The organism is Tersicoccus solisilvae (assembly GCF_014643255.1).
GTDB classification, from domain to species: domain Bacteria; phylum Actinomycetota; class Actinomycetes; order Actinomycetales; family Micrococcaceae; genus Tersicoccus; species Tersicoccus solisilvae.
Window position 1 is genome coordinate 1 of record NZ_BMJI01000107.1, and the last position, 515, is coordinate 515.

The following is a 515-nucleotide window of genomic DNA, read 5'->3' on the forward strand; positions in this document are numbered from 1 at the left end:
CTGCTGGATGCCGATACCCGTATTTTGGCGCGTTTTGGCCGGGCAGAGCTGCCCTTTGGCAGCTTCGCCGATCGGCTAGAGTTGCCCGCAACCGAGGCGCCTGTGCCGGCTCTGGTCAGTGCCGGGTTGCAACTTGAATTGGCGCGGCTGCAAGTCAATCAAGCTAAGGCCCAGGCGGCGGCCGACCCCAATTTAAGCCTCAATGCCGAGAGAGAAGGCTCCGACAACAAGCTGGGAATTGGCATATCTGTGCCGCTGCAGTTGCGCAACGACTACAGCGAGTCGATAAAGGCGGCCATGGAGGCGGTCACCGCCGCCAGTGCCCAGTACCAAAGCGTTGAGATGGCGCTTAAACAACAAGAATTGCAGTTCAACTACAGCTTACCCAGATTGAAGCAGAGCTGGCTCGATTGGCAACAGCAGGCCTTGGTGGCCGGTCGCCAGGCGGCCGAACTCTTGGGGCAACGCTGGCGCAGCGGCGATCTTAGCACCAGCGACTATTTGACTAGTCGGCG

1 protein-coding gene is annotated in these 515 nt (G+C 59.8%); it reads left to right on the forward strand.

All coding sequences use genetic code 11. From position 1 onward, the window contains the following. A partial coding sequence (locus tag IEX22_RS16470; RefSeq protein WP_188669304.1) for a TolC family protein occupies positions 1-515 on the forward strand: 515 nt, incomplete at both ends.